A 19,141-nucleotide genomic window follows, 5' to 3' on the forward strand; every position below is an offset into this window, starting at 1 on the left:
CAGCGTTCCTGTTGTGCCCGAACCACTCCTGACTGGGTGTCAGGGAGTCCTGATCGTCCGTCGCGGCAAGGCATCGGCCAAAGTGGCGAACCGCAGCTCACGGCGAGGGCCAACCGCCAGATCGCTTGAGAACCGACAGCCGGTGCTGAATCGACGGGTATGGGGGCGGCCCGGGCGCCTGTCCTGTGACAGTTGATCTTCCTTTTTGTCAGTGAATCTTGCCCGAGCTGCTCGTTCTGCCACTACGGTTTGATCGTTCTGATTCGGCTGGATGGTGGCGCGTGGCCGATGCTAGGACGTAGGTCCGGTGCGTGCCGGCGAAGCAGCCACCGGTAGAGGTGATCGATCATGCCGATTACAGAGGCCCGCCGGACCAACCGAAATCGGGTCTCGGCATGCACTTTCGGCACCGCCACACTCGAAATGTGGGTGCCGGCGGTCGAGAGCGCACATGTAGGACCGGGTCGAGTCGAGTGGGCCGGACAGGATGCACCGACCGGCCCGGGGCCGCGTGCCGGGCCAGCCGAACGGATCCGCGGTGACACCGTCGAATGCGTCGTCGTCCGACACGTCCTCGAAACACCCGTAGGGGACACCGCCCGCGGTGAAGCCGCAGGCGAACATCCGCCGCTCGCCCCCCATGATCCCATCGAACACCGATGCCGGTCGATCTGTGGTGTCCGGCTGGTCGCGGCGCTTCCCGTTCGCGTGCCGGCATTTGCTGGTGCTCGGCTCACCGCCCACGGAGTCGGGCGTTCCCCTCGACGGCGGGTTTGTTCGTGACAATCACATCGGTCCCGCGGCCACCGAGAAGTGGAAGTTCCCCGCACCCACGGACCGTTCGAGGGTCCGAATGACAGCAGCCGAATTGTCGTAGGGCCCGTTGAGGTAGAACGGCTGACCGTCCCTACCGAACTCGATCCGCCCCGGCCCGTCCCACTCACCCAGGAACGCGGCGGCATCACCATCGAACGCGTCCGCGGGCTCGAAACCGAGCCCGCGCGCATACGCCGCCGCCCCCCGGATCAGTTCACGGCCGAGTTCGATCGGAATCTCCACCGCAGGACGGTCGAACGCCGCGTAGTACCTGCGGACGGCGGTGGGGATCCTGCCCGCGTCCATGGTTTCGGGGTCACGGGCGTTCTTCACCCCCAGACAGTGCACGTCGGCCAGGTAGCCCCGCAGCGTCGCCCGACCACGCCGTCCCTCTCGTGCCACCAACACCTGCGCGAAGCCTTCGGCCTCACCGGCGGGAGCGTCCAGTTCCGCCCACTCCGGATGACCCTCGAGGCCCAGCCCGACACTCCAGCCGCAATTGACCCAGCACCCCAGCACCCGCCCCAATCCTCGGGACGCTGCGGCCTCGGCAGCGATTCGTCGCACCAACGGCGCCACCACCGACGGCCGCACGCCCAGAGCACGCGCGATCACCTTCGGCGGGACACCCTGCTCCCAACGCCGCCGCACCTGCTCGACCAACTCCACGTCATCCATGGCATCCCATTCTGCTTCACCGATCGGGAAGCTTCCGCGTCTGCACAATTCCGCACATGTTGGGCCAGGTGAAACGGCCGTGATGCCGATCGTCGGCGCCGGGCACGTCGGTCGCGGCGCACCACCACCGAACGGTCACCCGTCTCGCCCCGGGAATCCTCCGCCACGGATACTCACGCGAAATCAAGCAAGATCCAATGGCGAAGTCGACCAGACCCCCGGCCCCGCAGCAGCTTCAACGAAGTCCGGTTCGCCACTCAAGATTCCTCACCGCAGGTCAAGGGGTCCAGCGCAAGGACGATTCGCTGACAGAGGACACGGGCGCCCGAGGGGGTTCGAGAGCGGTGTACGACACTGGGAGCGCCGGCGCCGCGCCCGCACGGTGCGGCCCCGGCCCCGCAACGACGCGTCCTGCCGGTGGTGGGAGTTCTCGATCCCGCGATGGGCTAGTCACATGGTTGCGACGCGGTATCGAAAAAACTGCCGACCCCCTGGATTTGAAACTCGAGAACCATCGTTCTCACCGAACACGCTTCCTGTCCCGTCACGATCTGGCAGGGACAACCCGGAGCGCCGTCCGATCACCGGGCCCGTCGTCGTCGGCGTCGACGACCCCGAGCTCAGTGCAGGAGCGGTCGCGTTCGAGTACGCCCACCTGGTCGATGCACCGGTGGTCGCCGGCCACGCCTGGTCGGCGTTTCACCACACCGGAGGCGGTCGACGAGCTGGTTCGGCCGGTGAAAGTCGTTCGTGCCCGGTGACCCCGGGGCCGGGCGTTCCCGCAACGACACCGGTACTGGCCGCAAGCCCGGGCATTGTCGGAGCCGGCGTCCTACGATGCGGGCATGCTCTCCCGCCGTATCTTCCTCGGGACCCTCGCGTTCAGCGCGGCGGTCATCACCGGCTGCACCAACGACAGTTCGGGAGGGAGCGCGAACCTGCCGGACGCGGACAGGCTGCTCGCCGAGTCCGCGGCCGCCCTCCGCGACATCACGAGCGCACACTTCACGATGACCGTCACCGGCTCGATTCCGGGCATCAGCGTGCAGACCGCCGAGGGCGACCTGACCAGGGAGGGCGGCCCGGCCGGTGGCGCGAAGGGCACGGTGAAGCTGACCCTGGCCGGGCAGTTGATCGAAGGTGAATTCGTGCTGGTCGACGACTCGCTGTACCTGAGGGGCCCGACCGGCACGTTTCAGCGGTATCCGTCCTCGCTCACCTCCGAGTACTACGACCCGACCGCCATCCTCGACCCGGACCGGGGCTTCGCGAAGGTGCTGACCGGCATCACGGATGCGAAGACCGAGGCGAGGGAGAAGGTTGACGGGACACCGGCGTACAAGATCACCGGACGGGCGGACAAGGACGCGGTGGGCAACATCGTTCCCGGGGTCGAGTCCGAGGTGGACATCACGGTCTGGCTCGAGGAGGACGGCATGCACCTCCCGATCAGAGCGCTGGTTACGTTCCCGAAGCCGGACGGCGCAGACGCCCCGACCGTCGACGTGGTGGTGTCCGAGCTGGACAAGCCCGTGACAGTGACTCCCCCGCCGTGAGTGTCGAGCTGATCCCGCGGCGGCGCAGGACCGTCGCCGTCGGCGCCGCGGCGCTCGCCGTGCTGCTCGGCGCGCTGGACACCTACGTCGTGGTGAGCATGTTCCGGCAGATCATGGACGACCTGCTGATCCCGGTGAACCGACTGGAGCGGGTGACCCCGATCGTCACCGGGTACCTGCTCGGCTACATCGCCGCGATGCCGCTGCTCGGCCAGGCATCGGACCGGTTCGGCCGCAAGCTGGTGCTGCAGAGCTGCCTCGCCGGGTTCCTGGTCGGCTCGGTGATCACCGCGTTCGCCGGCGACCTGCCCATGCTCGTTGCCGGGCGGGTCGTCCAGGGTGTCGCCAGTGGGGCGTTGCTGCCGGTGACCATGGCGCTTGCCGCCGACCTGTGGGCAACCCACCGGCGGTCGAACGTGCTCGGCGCGGTGGGTGCCGCGCAGGAGCTGGGCAGTGTCCTGGGTCCGCTGTACGGGGTGGCGATCGCAGGCCTTGAATTGTGGTCCAGCGCGTTCGGCATCGCCGGCTGGCGCGGCGTGTTCTGGATGAATGTACCGCTCGGCGTGCTCGCGATGATCGCGGTGCAGGTTTCGGTGCCGCGCCGCGATCCGGCGCACCAGCCCGTCCGTGTGGACGTGGCCGGGGGGCTGCTGCTCGCGGTCGCCCTCGGGCTGGCCGTCGTCGGCCTGTACAACCCGGACCCGCGCACCGCCGTGCTGCCACCGTGGGGCGGGCCGATGCTGGTCGGGGTCGGTGTCGCTACCGTCGCCTTCGTCGGCTGGGAGCTGCGCGCTAAGACCCGGCTGATCGACCCGGTCGACGTGCAGATGGGCGCATTCCTTGCCGCGCTCGGGGTTTCCGGAGCGGCAGGCATCGCGCTGATGGTGACCCTGGTGGACGTCGACCTGTTCGCCCAGTCGCTGCTCGACCGGGACGATCGGGGAGCGGTCATACTGCTGCTGAGGTTCCTGGCCGCGCTCCCCGTCGGCGCGCTGCTCGGCGGCCTGCTGGCAGCACGGCTGGGCGACCGGGTGGTCACGGCGGCCGGCATGCTGCTGGCCGCGGCGGGCTACTTCCGGATGGCCAGGTGGCCGATGGACGTGCTGTCCGCGCCGTACCAGGTCGGGCCGATTGGGGTGCCCCGGCTGGACATCGACCTGGCCATCGCCGGGCTCGGTCTCGGCCTGGTGATCGCGCCGCTTTCCGTTGCGGTGCTCCGCGCCGTGCCGCCGACCCAGCACGGGATCGCCTCGGCCGCCGTGGTGGTCGCGCGGATGACCGGGATGCTCGTCGGGATTGCCGCGTTATCCGCGTGGGGTCTGCACCGCTTCCACGGCCTGACCGCGAACCTGCAGGTGCCGTTCCCCATGGGCAAACCTCCCGAGCAGGCAGCACGGGAGCTGGCCGAGTACACCGGGGGAGTCGACCGGGCTCTGCTCACCGAGTACACCGGGATATTTCTGGTCACGTCGTTGGTGTGCGCGGCGGGAGCGATGCTGGCACTGTTCCTCGGCCGCCACCCAGCCAACGCTTCGGTCTCCGCCGACAACAGCATCACCAAGCGGACATGACCCGTCGAACGGTGACCTGACCGAGTACGAGCACACCGGGCGAGGCGATCTCTTCCGGCACCGTCGTGCATTGCCGCGCCCTTCGCCGACCTCCGCCGTGAGTGCCGGGCACCCGGGACGTGGGCACGCCGCTCACCTCACGGGTGAAGCCCGCCCGCGCGACCGCGGGGAACCAGTTCGAACCACGCGCTCGTTCCGCCACGTAGATGCGGATCCGGATAGCACAACCGAGGCCTTGCGCATCGAACGCGGTGAACCGCTCCTGCCAGGAAATGTGCACGAGCTCGCCGGTGCGGACCCCGGAAAAATCGATATGCAGAGCGCCTGCGGTGTCGGTGTGCGCCGCCGATCGTGCCGGCGCGCCGCGATGCGCCTGAATCCACCCGCGGATCTCGTCATGATCGATGGTGACGTGCCGGTGTGAGGTCATCGGATTTGTCCTGCTTCGGAGCAGCCGTACGCGGGTGTCGCCTCGGATGGGGTTTTCGGGTTACCCGCGACAGCGCGACTCGAATCCCACCCCGGGAACGGCTGCGAGCCGAAGCCGGACCCCCTGTTTTCCGCATCAACAATCCCCAGGCTGTCCCACACGACATATCGATCAAGTTACGATCCGCGGTGTGACGCTCGGCGGCCTCACGATGGCCCTCCTCCGGTTCCCCTACCGGCTGCTGCGCGTGCCCCTGCAGCTGGTCGAGGTGATCACGCAAACCCACCTCGACGAGCAGGCACCCACCCGGCTCGCCTTCGAGCGGTTCCTCATCGACTGCGACCGCGCCGCCGCGTACCTGCTGGGCGACGAGAACGCGGCCCGCCGCGCCGACACCCTGACCCGACACACCGCCGCCGTCCACCTGCTGATCGCCCGCGAGCATCACCGGGTCCGACACCGGGGCCTGATCCTGCTCGACGAGTAGCGGGACCGCTTCTACGCGCGACGACACCACCGGCCGAACCGAATCGATGTCGTTCCGTCGACACTGCCGCTAGCCTGGGCACCGGTCACTGCCGTCCACGAAGGGGAGCTGACCGCCCGGGTGGTGCGTAGCGCAGTTTCAGGGACGTGTCGGCGGCGCTGGCCGCTTGGCCCCACGGCTTGTGCGGCGCGCGGGTGCGCAGGCGGTGCGCTGGGCGCCGAGACGGGGACTTCGCATCAGACGTCGTCGTGCCTCGCCCGTCCGAGACGGTTGGTCCTCGGGGAGCGTGGCGATGAAACCAGGTGGCATAGCGGTCGGCCAACGGGCTGCACTGGGCCCGTGGGCGAGAACCGAGAGTGCGAACGTGATGGGGCGATGGTCAGGAGCAGATCCACGTGGAGCAGCTCGCCGGGTTCTTCGCGGATGAGGATGACGAAGACGATGCGGCAAGCCGGCCGCCCGACACATCAAGAAACGCAATCACATTCGTGGGCCGAGGCTCTGAGTTACACCGTCCCCCTCCACCCCGGCAGCCTGATCCGAACCACCACCGATCCGAACCTCGGGAGACCACCTCACACCGACAACACAGCGCGTGTCCCGACGCACGCACCTCACCCCATTTTCGGATGAGAGCCCGAGGGTGGGGATTTCGGGAAAGGATTTACTGGTGAATAGAACCGACCATTTACTCTGCCAATCACAACCGGAGTGGCGACCTTGTATCCACAGACTTTTGTGACTTAAGGTGAGGTGCGCGCATCGCGCGGGTTGTCGGGGTCTGGGCGAGTTGCGTTGATAGACATGCTAATTAGCCCTTCAAAGGATCAGACCATGTCGACCAGACCCACGGGACCGACGCTACGAGTACTCCGATTCTCCTCTTTCGGCTCGTCACTGAAAATGCACGAGCGGGCATCACCTGCAGTCAGGCGCATCTAGTCAGTTTCTTCAGGGTCGGCGGCGCCTCCCGCCCGCGCCGACGGGTCGCGAGGTCTTGGTGGCAATCATCCGCACCATCGCCGGTGCGGCCGGACTTCACGGCGTGGCGCCTCATCCCACAACGTCGGCCGTTTCGCCTCCAGTCGGTGAATCACACGAGCTTTCCCGCGCTGGAGGAGGGCGCTCGGGGGGCGCGCTCAGACGAAAGCTCCTGCACTAAGTCGAGGGACCTCATCAAGTCGTTGCACCGGCGAGAGACAACGTAGTGTCGCATCCCTCACGCTGAAACTGGGCACAGCGATGTTCACAAAGACGTTGTTGATCGACAACTACGACTCCTTCACATACAACCTCTATAGCTTTCTCAGCGACGTCAACGGGTGCCCGCCGACGGTGGTGCGCAACGACGTGGACTGGTGTGCGCTGGAACTGACCGAGTTCGATAATATCGTCATCTCTCCGGGGCCTGGTCATCCAGCGAGCGAACGTGACTTCGGCATCAGCTCGCGGGCAATTCTGCAGGGCGGGCTTCCGACATTAGGAGTGTGTCTCGGCCATCAGGGGTTGTGCCAACTGTTCGGTGCGCATGTCGTCTTGGCACCGGAGCCGAGGCACGGTCGCAACTCAGAGGTATTTCACAACGGTAGAGAACTGTTCGCGGGTCTCCCCTCGCCTCTGTCGGTCGTCCGCTATCACTCTCTCGCCGTCGAAGACCTCCCTGATGAGCTGGAGGCGACGGCGTGGACCTCCGACGGGGTCCTCATGGGGGTAAAGCATCGTTTGCGCCCGCTGTGGGGGTTGCAATTTCATCCGGAATCGGTCTGCACCGATCACGGACATGAGCTCCTGGCCAACTTCCGTGACCTCACCCCGACCCGCCGGAAGGGATCCGCACCGAGGCCTCGACGTAGGCCGCGGACCTTATCGCCGTATGTGGTGGAAACCCAGCGGATAGAACGGCGAGTCGATTCACAGACGGTGTATGAGCGCCTTTTCGCGCACGGCCCCAACAGTTTTTGGCTCGATGGCAGCTCCACGGTGGAGTCGGAGGCGCGCTTCACCATCATGGGCGACGCATCTGGCCCGCGTGCCGAGTACGTCACGTACAGCGTTGCGGACGGCACGGTCCTGGTGCATCGTTCGGGCGTTCCGGACGAGAAACGACGCGTACCATTCTTCGACTACCTCGACGAACAGTTGCGGGTTCGTGCTGTGCCGCGATCCCAGGACCTGCCGTTCCCGTTCGATCTGGGCTACGTCGGCTATCTGGGCTACGAGTTGAAGGCTGAAGCCGACGGCAATGCGCAACACTCCGCGGACACACCAGACGCGGCCCTGGTGTTCGCCGACCGCGCAGTCGTGATCGACCACGCCGACGGCAGCTGCTACTTATTGGCCCTCAGCGAGCAGGCACACGACCCCGACAATCGTGACTGGATGCGCCGTACGGCGAGGGTGATCTACCGGATGCCCGTCACGACCGACGAGGCTCATCCCGCGCGGCCGCTCATCAGGTCGGCGGCGGACCCGCGCATGACGCTGCGCCACAACCGCGAAACCTACCTCAGCAAGATCCGTACCTGTTTGGAGAACATTCGGGTTGGAGAAACGTACGAAGTGTGCTTGACGAACCATGCCCAGATCGATGTCGAGATAGACCCCGTCCAAACCTTCGCCTACCTCCGATCCCTCACTCCGGTGCCTTATGCAGCACTCCTGAGGTTCGATGCGGCGGACATTCTCAGTGCCTCACCCGAGAGGTTTCTGCGCGTGGGCACCGACCGGGTCGTTGAGTCCAAGCCGATCAAGGGCACCCGGCCTCGGGGTGCAACCGCTGCGGCGGATGATGCGCTTCGCCAGGACCTGCTGACGAGCGAAAAGGACCGTGCCGAGAATCTCATGATCGTCGACCTCGTGCGCAACGATCTCTCACGGGTCTGCACGCCCGGTTCGGTGCACGTACCGCGATTGTTCGACGTCGAGACCTACGCACCGGTACATCAACTCGTGTCGACGGTACGGGGGACGCTGCGCAGTGACGCGACTGCGGTCGGGTGTGTGCGCGCCTGCTTCCCAGGTGGCTCGATGACCGGGGCGCCGAAGATCCGGACCATGGAAATCATCGATCGGTTGGAAGAGGGGCCGCGCGGTGTGTACTCAGGCGCCCTCGGCTGGTTGTCGATCAACGGAACCGCCGACCTCAGCATCGTCATCCGAACCATGGTGTCCCGGCACGGGACCGTGAGTTTCGGGATCGGGGGCGCCATCGTCGCATTGTCCGATCCCGACGAGGAGTTCACCGAGACCCTGGTCAAGGCGGCCGCCATGCGCAGAGCCCTCACGATCAGCACCGGCAGATCGCCCGCCCGCGCCCACAGCGTTAGTCCGCAGACCGAGAGTGCCACCATCGATCGAGCTGGGCGACGACTCTCGCGGGCTGAATTGGGCGGTGTCGAGGTGTGGGTCTGCCCCGGTGTGCCAGAGCCCATGGCCAACGCCGAACTCGTCCTTGCCGAGGCTCTCGCCGATATTTCACATGTCACGACACCAGTGGTCGTGGACCTGTGCACCGGTTCGGGAGCGATCGCCCTCGCAATCGCACATGCCCGAGCCGATGCCGGTGTGCACGCCGTAGACGTGGATCCGACCGCCCTGACCGTGGCGCGACGCAACATCGAACGTCAGATCCGGCTCGGCGAGAGCCCGATCGTGCTTCACGAAACCGCCGTCACCGCGCCCAATCTGCTGCCGGGCCTCAACGGTACGGCTGATCTGGTCCTCGCCCGTCCACCGTGTATCCCCGAGGACGAAGACCTTCCCACACAGTGCGGCGAGTACCACCGACGGCCCGTCGTCGGTGGTGCAGAGGGGCTGAAGCTTGCCCGGCAAACCATTGTTGCGGCGGCACGGCTCCTGCACGCGGGCGGCAGCCTCGTCGTCGAGCACCGTCCCGGCCGCTTCACGACAGCGCTCGCATTACTCGCCGAGAACAAGTTCTTTGCCAACGCGACAACACATTTCGACAACGCTGGAGAACCTACCCATACCACGTGCGCGCGGACATCCGTGCAGTACGTGCCTGCCGATGTCGGGCCTGAACCCGACCCTTGCGCGCCCGTAAGGGCCGGGATCGCTCGGAACGGAGAAAGTCGTGGACACCGCCCCACCATTGATCGCAGGAAATGAGATGGGTTCGCGGGCCAGCCTTCCCCCTGAAGCGTGTCGTTTGTCTGCCGCGCAGCAGGGAATCTGGTTCGCTCAACAACTGGCCGGCGAGTTGCCGATCACGATCGCGCAGTATGTCGAGGTCTTCGGCGAGTTGGATATCGATTTGCTCGAAGCAGCAAGTCGCACAGCGGCCAGGGAATTCGGTTCCGGGTTCTTACGCCTGGTAGATCACGACGGTGAATTGTATCAACTGGTCGACGATTCTTCCGACGGCGGGATCTTGCGAATCGACTTTCGCGCGGAGGACGACCCGAGGGTCACCGCGCAACAGTGGATGCGCCGCGAGTTCAGCACCCCGATAGACCTCCTCCACGATGCGCTCGCACTCTCGTCGGTACTCCGAGTCGGCGACCGGCACTGCTACTGGTACTCACGCATCCACCACATCGCCCTCGACGGCTACGGCGCCATGACTCTGATGCAACGTATCGCCGAGTTGTATTCGGCCTCAGTTGCCGGTGTCGACGCTCCGCCGCTCCGCGTTCTGGATCCCGCGCAGATCGTCGAAATCGATTCTGCCTACCGGAACTCCGATCGCTTCGAAGCGGATCGAAGGTACTGGGCGGAACGGACCTCGGGACTGCCGGAGCCTACGAGGCTGGCCGGGCGGTCAGCGCCCATCGATGCGCACCCGCGAGTTGCCAGCGCGGCCTTGGCACACGACGTAGCCGCAATGCTCGATTCGGTCGTCGCAAAGCACAACTCGAGTGCGGCACCTGTCGTGGTCGCTGCTCTTGCCGCCTTCCTGTCCCGGATGACAGGCAGATCGGACATCGTCCTCAGTCTTCCGGTTTCGGCCCGAACGACCGCACCGCTGCGGCGCTCGGGAGGGATGGTGGCCAATGTCGTGCCCGTCCAACTCGAGGTGGGCGCGGACGTGACGATCGGAGCACTGCTCAAGTCCGCACAACTCGAATTGACCGGGGCGCTGCGGCGGCAACGGTACCGGCGCGAGGACATCTGCCGCGATCTCGGCAGGGACAGCAGTCGAAATCGCTCGTTCGGTCCGACTCTCAACATCATGCCGGCCGGCAGAGAGATCCGGCTGGGCCCGCACCCCGGCCGACTGCACGTCTTGACCTCCGGTCTCGTCGACGACCTGTTTGTCAACATCTACCCGAGCGTTAGCGGCACCACGACACACATCGACTTCCAGGCCAACCCGAATCTTTACGACGAAGACGACCTCGATCGCCATCACCACCGCTTCTTGTCCTTCCTCGACCGCTTCCTGTCCGCCGATGCGGGGAGTCGGGTCGGTGACCTCGACATCCTCGACACCGACGAACGACGGCAACTGCTCGACCGCACCGGCGGCCCCGCACAACCGGCAACGACACTGCCACAACTGCTGGCCACCGCCGCAGCACACGACCGCACCACACCGGCGGTGACAGACGGAGACCACCACCTGTCCTACGAACAACTCGACACCACCTCCTCCCAACTCGCACGAATCCTCATCACCGAAGGCATCGGCCCCGAAGACACCGTCGCCATCGCACTCCCCCGCTCCCCCGAAGCAGTCCTCGCGATCTGGGCGACCACCAAAACCGGCGCCGCATTCCTCCCGATCGACCCGAACCACCCGAACGACCGCATCACCCACATGCTCTCGGACTCCCGAGCCGCACTCGGGCTGACCACCACCCGGCACGCCACCACCCTGCCCGCACCACTGCCGTGGCTCGTCATCGACACCCCCGACTTCGAAACCCGCTGCAACACCATGGATTCGAGACCCATCACCGACACCGACCGAATCCGACCCCTGCACACCACCAACACCGCCTACCTGCTCTACACCTCCGGCTCCACCGGCACCCCCAAAGGCGTCGCCGTCGCCCACCAGGGCCTGGCCAACCTCGCCGCCGAACAACGCGAACGATTCACCACCACTCCCGACTCCCGAACCCTGGCCGTGGCATCACCGAGCTTCGACGCCTCGGTGTTCGAACTGCTCCTCGCCGCCGGAGCCGGCGCCACCATGGTCATCGCCCCACCCACCGTCTTCGGCGGCGACGAACTCACCCAACTCCTCCACCGCAACCACGTCACCCACGCCGTGATCACACCGGCCGCCCTGGCCACCATGGACCCCACCCACCTCCACACCCTGCACACCGTCCTGTCGGCCGGCGAGGCCTGCACCCCCGACCTGCTCACCCGCTGGGCCACAACCCCCGACGCACCACACCCACGCCGCCTCTTCAACGGCTACGGCCCCACCGAGACCACCGTGATGAGCAACTGCAGCGGCCCGCTACCACCCAGCGGCCCCATCACCATCGGCGGCCCGATCCGCGGCACCCACACCTACGTCCTCGACGACCGACTCCGCCCCGTCCCCACCGGCGTGACCGCAGAACTCTACGTAGCCGGAATCCAACTCGCCCGCGGATACCACAACCGACCCGCACTGACCGCCCACCACTTCGTCGCCAACCCCTACGGCCCACCGGGGGAACGCATGTACCGCACCGGCGACCTCACCCGCTGGCACCCCGACGGCAACCTCGAATTCCTCGGCCGCCGCGACCACCAAATCAAACTCCGCGGCCACCGCATCGAACTCGGCGAAATCGAAACCACACTCACCACCCACCCCGACATCACCCAAACTGCGGTGGTGGTGCGCGAGGGCACAGTCACCGCGCAACTGGTGGCCTACGTTGTGCCGGCCCCGGGCGCCCACGTCGACTCCGAAACCCTCGCCGCGACTGTCGGTGCGCGCCTACCCGACTTTATGGTGCCGTCGGTGTTCGTGATCCTCGACCGGATGCCAATGAGCGTGAACGGCAAAATCGACCGACGAGCACTGCCCGCCCCGGCGCCGTTGAAGCGGCAGTTCCGGGCGCCGGTCACCCCGATCGAAAAAACTATCGCCGACGTCTTCGCCGACGTTCTCAGCCTCGGCCGGGTCGGAGTGGACGAATCGTTCTTCGAGCTAGGCGGCGACAGCATCGTCGCTATTCAGTTGGTGTCGCGTGCGAAAGCCCGGGGCGTGCTGTTCTCCTCACGTGATGTATTCGAACGCAGGACTGTCGGCAGCTTGGCTGAAGTCGCGCAGCTTCCCGAAGACTCCGGACAGCCGGTGGTACTCGAGGAGTTGCCGGGTCGCGGTGTCGGGTGGATGCCGCTGACCCCGGTCGCGCGGGCGCTGATTGAGCGGGGTGGTCGCTTCGGTCGATTCTCGCAACACATGCGTGTGGAGTTGCCGCCCGGAATCAAACGCGCGGGGTTGGTGGCGACGGTCGCCGCCCTGCTCGACCACCACGACATCTTCCGCTCGAGACTGGTTGGCGACGACGAGCGCGGGTGGGGCCTCGAAGTCGCCGGGTCGGACACCGTCGATGTGGACAGCCTTGTTCGCCGGATCGAGGTCACCGCCGATCTCGACGAGGACGCCGCGGCGGCGTTGGCATCGGCGCAATTGGACGCGGCATTGGGGCGGTTGGCACCGACCACGGGCGTGATGGTGCAGTTCGTGTGGCTCGATTTCCGGTCCGGATCCAACGCTACGAAGCGGCCCGGCTGGTTGCTGATCGTCACGCACCACCTAGTGATCGACGGGGTGTCGTGGCGGATCATCCTGCCGGACCTGGCCTCCGCGTGGGCCGCGGTGTCCGCTGGGCATGCTCCGGTGTTAGATCCCGTCGGGACGTCGATGCGTCGGTGGGCGCACGCGTTGGTGGAGGAAGCGTCGGCCCCGGCGCGGGCGGCAGAGTTGCCGATGTGGCGGGCACTGCTGCAGGCGTCCGACCCGGTATTGGGCCTCCGCCCGTTCAACGCGGCTGTCGATCGGGGATCCACAGTCGAGCGGATCGAGGTGAGCGCACCGGCGCCGGTGACGGCGTCATTGCTGACGACCTTGCCGACACTGTTCCAGAGCGGCGTCGAGGACGGTTTGCTGGCGGCGTTGGCACTGGCCGTCTGCCGGTGGCGGCGCGCGCGAAAGGTCTTCGAATCCTCGACGCTGATCCAACTCGAGGGACACGGCCGTCAGGAGCAGATTGCCGCGGGAGCGGATTTGTCTCGAACGGTGGGATGGTTCACCAGTGCGTTCCCGGTGCGTCTGAATATCGGGGCCGCCGATCTCGACGAGGCCTTCGCCGGTGGCACCGCGGCCGGCGTGGCGGTCAAGTCCATCAAGGAGCAGCTGAGGGCTTTACCGGACAGGGGAATCGGCTACGGGCTGCTGCGCTACCTGAATCGGGAAACTGCCGAGCAGTTGCGGTCGCTGCCGGTCGGCCAGATCAGCTTCAACTACCTGGGCCGGGTGTCTGGCGGTGGTGTTCCGAACGAAGCGCAGGCGGCCGACTGGTCACCGTGCGGCGATCTCGGCGACATCGCCGCCCCGGGAGATGCCGACATGCCGGCGAACGGCGTTGTCGACATCAATGCGATCGTCACCGACAGCAGCGAGGGTCCGGTGCTGGGCGCCGCGTTCACGTTCCCGACGGGTGCAATCGGGCGGTCCGATGTGCAGGACTTGGCGCAGGAATGGTGTGTTGCGCTCGCCGCGCTCGCCGCGCATGCGCAGACCCCTGGCGCGGGCGGGTTGACACCGTCGGATCTGCCGTTGATCACCGCACGGCAATCGGACATCGACCGTTGGGAGGCATCGTATCCGGCGATCACGGACGTGTGGCCCTTGACGCCGCTGCAGTCGGGTCTGTTGTTCCACGCGCTGTTGGCCGCGTCGTCGGTCGACGTGTACTCGATGCAGGTCGTGTTCACACTCACCGGCCGAGTGGACGCCCCGCGGCTGCATGCGGCGGCACAGGCGGTGCTGGATCGGCACCCGAACTTGCGGGCGGCGTTCGTCGAGGCAGCCGATGGCGTACCCGTGCAGCTGGTGCTCGATAAGGTGCCGGTGCCATGGTGCGAAGTCGATCTACGCGGAGTCGACGACACCGCTCGCCCGGACGCGTTGACGCGACTGCTGGCCAAGGACCAGGCCACGCACTTCGACATGACCGCACCGCCGTTGATCCGGTTCACACTGGTCACGGTAGCCGAGGACCGGTCCGAGCTGGTCGTCGCCAATCACCACATCGTGCTCGACGGGTGGTCCATGCCGCTGCTGATGACGGAAATGCTCGCGCACTATGCCGCCGGAGACAAGGCGTCTGCGTTGCCTCCCGCCCGTCCGTATCGCAATTATCTGGAATGGCGCGCCGACCAGGACGAGGTGGCGTCGCGGCAGGCCTGGGCGGCGGCGCTCGAGGGTGTTGAGGGCCCGACTCTGCTTGCACCGGCGGACCCGGGCCGAGAGATCTCCTCGCGGGCGGGTGAAGTAACCGCCGACCTCGGCGAGTGCACGACACATGCCCTGGCCGAGTTGGCAGCCCGGCTCGATATCACCGTCAACACGGTGATGCAGGCGGCCTGGGGAATTCTGCTGATGCGGATGACCGGCCGCGACGACGCGGTCTTCGGCGGAACCGTGTCAGGACGGCCACCTCAGCTCGCAGGGGTGGAATCGATGATCGGGCTGTTCATCAATACGGTGCCGATGCGGGTTCGGGCGGATCCGGACGAGTCGATCTCGCGACTGATGACGCGGATGCACGGTGAACAGGCCGATCTGCTCGATCACCACTATCTGGGGCTCACCGAGATTCAGCAGGCGGCCGGGACAGCCGACGCCCTTTTCGACACGCTGACGGTGTTCGAGTCGTATCCGGTCGAGCAGGCCGCACTGGCCGACCAGGTCGGCGCGATCGACGGCATGACCCTGGCCGGTGTCAGGGCCAACGACAACACTCACTACCCCCTCGCCCTGGAAATCACCGTTGACACCCAGATCCGTCTACACCTGAAATACCTCCACGATCTGTTCGACGAACCATACGTCGAGGCCCTGATGAACCGGTACCTGCGTGTTCTCGGAGCCATACTGGCCGATGCGGGGAGTCGGGTCGGTGACCTCGACATCCTCGACACCGACGAACGACGGCAACTGCTCGACCGCACCGGCGGCCCCGCACAACCGGCAACGACACTGCCACAACTGCTGGCCACCGCCGCAGCACACGACCGCACCACACCGGCGGTGACAGACGGAGACCACCACCTGTCCTACGAACAACTCGACACCACCTCCTCCCAACTCGCACGAATCCTCATCACCGAAGGCATCGGCCCCGAAGACACCGTCGCCATCGCACTCCCCCGCTCCCCCGAAGCAGTCCTCGCGATCTGGGCGACCACCAAAACCGGCGCCGCATTCCTCCCGATCGACCCGAACCACCCGAACGACCGCATCACCCACATGCTCTCGGACTCCCGAGCCGCACTCGGGCTGACCACCACCCGGCACGCCACCACCCTGCCCGCACCACTGCCGTGGCTCGTCATCGACACCCCCGACTTCGAAACCCGCTGCAACACCATGGATTCGAGACCCATCACCGACACCGACCGAATCCGACCCCTGCACACCACCAACACCGCCTACCTGCTCTACACCTCCGGCTCCACCGGCACCCCCAAAGGCGTCGCCGTCGCCCACCAGGGCCTGGCCAACCTCGCCGCCGAACAACGCGAACGATTCACCACCACTCCCGACTCCCGAACCCTGGCCGTGGCATCACCGAGCTTCGACGCCTCGGTGTTCGAACTGCTCCTCGCCGCCGGAGCCGGCGCCACCATGGTCATCGCCCCACCCACCGTCTTCGGCGGCGACGAACTCACCCAACTCCTCCACCGCAACCACGTCACCCACGCCGTGATCACACCGGCCGCCCTGGCCACCATGGACCCCACCCACCTCCACACCCTGCACACCGTCCTGTCGGCCGGCGAGGCCTGCACCCCCGACCTGCTCACCCGCTGGGCCACAACCCCCGACGCACCACACCCACGCCGCCTCTTCAACGGCTACGGCCCCACCGAGACCACCGTGATGAGCAACTGCAGCGGCCCGCTACCACCCAGCGGCCCCATCACCATCGGCGGCCCGATCCGCGGCACCCACACCTACGTCCTCGACGACCGACTCCGCCCCGTCCCCACCGGCGTGACCGCAGAACTCTACGTAGCCGGAATCCAACTCGCCCGCGGATACCACAACCGACCCGCACTGACCGCCCACCACTTCGTCGCCAACCCCTACGGCCCACCGGGGGAACGCATGTACCGCACCGGCGACCTCACCCGCTGGCACCCCGACGGCAACCTCGAATTCCTCGGCCGCCGCGACCACCAAATCAAACTCCGCGGCCACCGCATCGAACTCGGCGAAATCGAAACCACACTCACCACCCACCCCGACATCACCCAAGCCGTCGCCGCGATACACCACGACCCCCACACCGGCGACCAACTCGTCGGCTACGTCGTCCCCCGCGACCACACCCCCCTCGACCCCACCGCGATCCGCGCCTTCGCCGCCCACCGCCTCCCCGACTACATGCTGCCCACCCCCATCACCATCCTCGACGCACTACCGCTGACCCCCAACGGCAAGATCGACCGCCGCGCACTCCCCGCACCCGTACCACCGACACCCCGGTTCCGGCCACCGGTCACCACCGAGCAGCGAATCGTCGCCGACATCTTCGCCGACATCCTCGGCCACGACCGCATCGGACTCGACGACGACTTCTTCACCCTGGGAGGCAACTCCCTCCTCGCCACACAGGCGGTGTCGCGACTCGGCTCGACCATGAACGCGCGGGTGCCGATGCGGGTGCTGTTCGAGGCGTCGTCGGTGCGGGCACTGTCGGGGTGGCTCGAATCCCGGGCGACGGCGGGTGCACACACAGCGCTGCTGCCGCGGCCCCGGCCCGAACGCATCCCGCTGTCCTATGCGCAGCAACGGATCTGGTTCCTCAACCGGTTCGATCCTCACTCACCGGTCTACAACATCCCGATCGCCGTGCGCCTGTCGGGACCCATGGACTCGGCCGCACTGCTGGCAGCGATCGCCGACGTCGTGGACCGGCACGAGACCCTGCGGACGATCTACCCCGAAGCGGAGGCCGGCCCGCACCAAGTGGTTGTCCCCGGGGCGGAGGTCAGCGGGGCGGTCACCACCGCCGTGGTGACCGAGAACGAGATTGCCGCGCGGCTGATGTCGATGGCCTCGGCCGGGTTCGACGTCACCACATCGGTACCGGTGCGGGCGGCCTTGTTCGAGACCGCCGAAAACGAGCATGTGCTCGCCGTAGTGCTGCACCACATCTGCGCCGACGGCTCCTCGATCGCCCCGCTTGCGCGGGATCTCATGGCCGCCTACACCGCTCGCTCCCATGGGAATCCACCCGCCTGGACTGCACCGACGGTGCAGTACGCGGACTACACGCTGTGGCAACGGGAGTTACTCGGCTCCGACGACGACCCCGATTCGTTGCTCACCCGCCAGCTGACGTACTGGCGTTCCACACTCGTCGGGCTGCCGGAACAGCTCGAGCTGCCCGTGAACCGAACGCCGCCCGCCGTCACCCACCGTGGAAGAACACACAAGTTCACCATCGACGCGCCCACCCACCGCGCGGCAACCGCGCTAGCACGACAGCACACCGCGACCGTGTTCATGGTGGTGCACACCGCGTTCGCGGTGTTCCTGGCCCGGACATCGGGCACCACTGACATCGTCATCGGCACCCCGGTCGCCGGTCGCGGCGACCCGGCCCTCGACGATCTGGTCGGCATGTTCGTCAACACCCTGGTGCTCCGAACCCCGGTCGACACTGCCAACAGCTTCACCCAGCTGCTCTCGACGGTGCGAGAGACCGACCTGGCCGCGTTCGAGCACGCCGACGTGCCATTCGAACGGGTGGTCCAGGCCCTCAACCCGGCACGATCGACCACCCGACACCCACTGTTCCAGGTGATGCTCGCCTTCCAGAACCAGGAGCACCCGGAGCTCGAACTGGAGGGACTGACCGCCCGCATCGAAGACATCGACCACGCCGCCACCCAGTTCGACCTGACCCTCACCCTCAGCGAGTGTTTTGGCGACAAGGCCGCCCCCACCGGGCTGAACGCAGCACTGATCTACGCGCAGGACCTGTTCGACGAGGACACCGTGCGCGGGTTCGCCGACCGATTCATCCGACTCCTCGAGGCTGCAGTGGCCGAGCCCGACCGCCCGGTCGGCGACATCGACCTCCTCGACCCCACCGAAAAACAGCTGGTCATCAGGGACTGGAACCACACCGATCATGCGACAACCACCGACACGCTGGTGTCAATGTTCGGTGCGCAGGTCGCTCGCGCACCCGACGCCATCGCGGTCATCGACGGAAACCGAACACTGTCCTACACTGAGTTCAACGCTCGAGTCAACCGGCTCACCCGACACTTGATCACCCAAGGAGTGGGCCCGGAAACCGTTGTGGCACTGCGGATGGCCCGCTCCATCGACTTCGTCGTCGGCGTCTACGCCACCCTCACCGCCGGTGGAGCCTATCTGCCCATCGAC

Annotated in this window: 6 protein-coding genes and 1 pseudogene; 5 read left to right on the forward strand and 2 right to left on the reverse strand. The window is 66.6% G+C overall.

Features of this window, described 5'->3' with window-relative positions; all coding sequences use genetic code 11:
• Nucleotides 1-786 precede the first annotated feature (786 nt).
• Nucleotides 787-1,494: a hypothetical protein gene (locus CJ179_RS49520; RefSeq protein ID WP_095866383.1), complete on the reverse strand. Its 708-nt coding sequence runs from the start codon at nt 1,492-1,494 to the stop codon at nt 787-789.
• Nucleotides 1,495-2,339: 845 nt separating this feature from the next.
• Between CJ179_RS49520 and CJ179_RS49530 the strand changes: the two genes are divergently transcribed.
• Complete coding sequence (locus CJ179_RS49530; protein WP_073366329.1) at nt 2,340-3,050, forward strand: LppX_LprAFG lipoprotein; 711 nt, start codon at nt 2,340-2,342, stop codon at nt 3,048-3,050.
• Nucleotides 3,047-4,621: an MFS transporter gene (locus tag CJ179_RS49535; protein WP_073366330.1), complete on the forward strand. Its 1,575-nt coding sequence runs from the start codon at nt 3,047-3,049 to the stop codon at nt 4,619-4,621. The genes CJ179_RS49530 and CJ179_RS49535 overlap by 4 nt, the downstream gene beginning before the upstream one ends.
• A gap of 137 nt (nt 4,622-4,758) precedes the next feature.
• Here the strand turns inward: CJ179_RS49535 and CJ179_RS49540 are convergent.
• Nucleotides 4,759-5,051: pseudogene (locus CJ179_RS49540) on the reverse strand (hypothetical protein).
• A gap of 190 nt (nt 5,052-5,241) precedes the next feature.
• Between CJ179_RS49540 and CJ179_RS49545 the strand changes: the two are divergent.
• The 3 genes from CJ179_RS49545 to CJ179_RS49555 all read left to right on the forward strand — a co-directional run.
• On the forward strand, nt 5,242-5,538 hold the full coding sequence (locus CJ179_RS49545; protein ID WP_073366331.1) for a hypothetical protein: 297 nt from the start codon (nt 5,242-5,244) through the stop codon (nt 5,536-5,538).
• 1,242 nt (nt 5,539-6,780) lie between these two features.
• Nucleotides 6,781-9,666, forward strand: coding sequence for an aminodeoxychorismate synthase component I (gene pabB / locus CJ179_RS49550; protein WP_095866384.1), 2,886 nt, complete (start codon nt 6,781-6,783; stop codon nt 9,664-9,666).
• Nucleotides 9,632-19,141 (forward strand): non-ribosomal peptide synthetase (locus tag CJ179_RS49555; RefSeq protein ID WP_143549086.1); only part of this gene is annotated, 9,510 nt, incomplete at its 3' end. The genes pabB and CJ179_RS49555, both read left to right, overlap by 35 nt.

The organism is Rhodococcus sp. ACS1 (genome assembly GCF_002300155.1).
In the GTDB taxonomy this organism is placed as follows: Bacteria; Actinomycetota; Actinomycetes; order Mycobacteriales; family Mycobacteriaceae; genus Rhodococcus_F; species Rhodococcus_F koreensis.

Bases quoted from the DNA above. Each gene is read 5' to 3' on its own strand.
- CJ179_RS49520 (WP_095866383.1), bottom strand. From the start codon at position 1,494: ATGGATGACGTGGAGTTGGTCGAGCAGGTGCGGCGGCGTTGGGAGCAG.
- CJ179_RS49530 (WP_073366329.1), top strand. From the start codon at position 2,340: ATGCTCTCCCGCCGTATCTTCCTCGGGACCCTCGCGTTCAGCGCGGCG.
- pabB (WP_095866384.1), top strand. From the start codon at position 6,781: ATGTTCACAAAGACGTTGTTGATCGACAACTACGACTCCTTCACATAC.